This window comes from Collinsella aerofaciens ATCC 25986 (assembly GCF_964259375.1).
Lineage (GTDB): Bacteria > Actinomycetota > Coriobacteriia > Coriobacteriales > Coriobacteriaceae > Collinsella > Collinsella aerofaciens_BO.
The window spans coordinates 1-679 of sequence record NZ_CAXVJM010000045.1; the positions used below are offsets into that span (position 1 = coordinate 1).

At 61.1% G+C, this 679-nt stretch carries 1 protein-coding gene; it reads left to right on the forward strand.

Annotation, left to right across the window (positions count from 1 at the left end):
• A partial coding sequence (locus ACEXKH_RS09650; RefSeq protein WP_373573949.1) for a YjdF family protein occupies positions 1-500 on the forward strand: 500 nt, incomplete at its 5' end.
• Between the last annotated feature and the right edge of the window lie 179 nt (positions 501-679).

Sequence of the window (679 nt, forward strand, 5' to 3'; positions counted from 1 at the left end):
GTGCGGGAGTCCGCATCAGTAACCTGCCTCCTTGGTTGTCCCTTCTCTGCATGGTCATCTACATAAAGGAGGAACCAGCCATGCAGATCAGCGTGTCGTCCGCCCTGACCGTGTATCACGACGGCCAATTCTGGGTCGGGCTGGCGGAGCATGTCGAGGACGGAAGGTACGGCGCCGCCCGCATCGTCTTCGGCGCGGAGCCGTCCGATGAGGAGATTCTGCAATTCGTTGTCGGCAAATGGGAGAAGCTCTCGTTCTTCGGCGACAAGGCCACTGAAACAAGCAAGCCCGCGAAGAACCCCAAGCGGCGCGCTCGCGAGGCGGCGAAGGCCCTTAAACGGCCCGCTGTGAGCACCAAGGCACAACAGGCGCTCGCGGCACAGCGGGAAGCGATGAAGCGGGAGTCGGCTCAAGCAAGAAGTCAGCGTCGCGCTGATGAGGCGGAGGCGCGCTTCGAGCAGCGGAAGTTGAAGCGCAAGCAGAAGCATCGTGGGCATTGATCGCCATTTGCAGCAAGGCAAACCATATACAGCAGCGGCGCCAGTTCCACTTGAAGCCGACGCCGCGTAGACGCTGATGGTGACGGCTATGCACGGGCACGAGCGCGCCACCGCACTTCACAGCTTGTTTCTCAAGTATTTGGGACGCACACGCGGCGTTCAAAAATGCGGAGCGACTC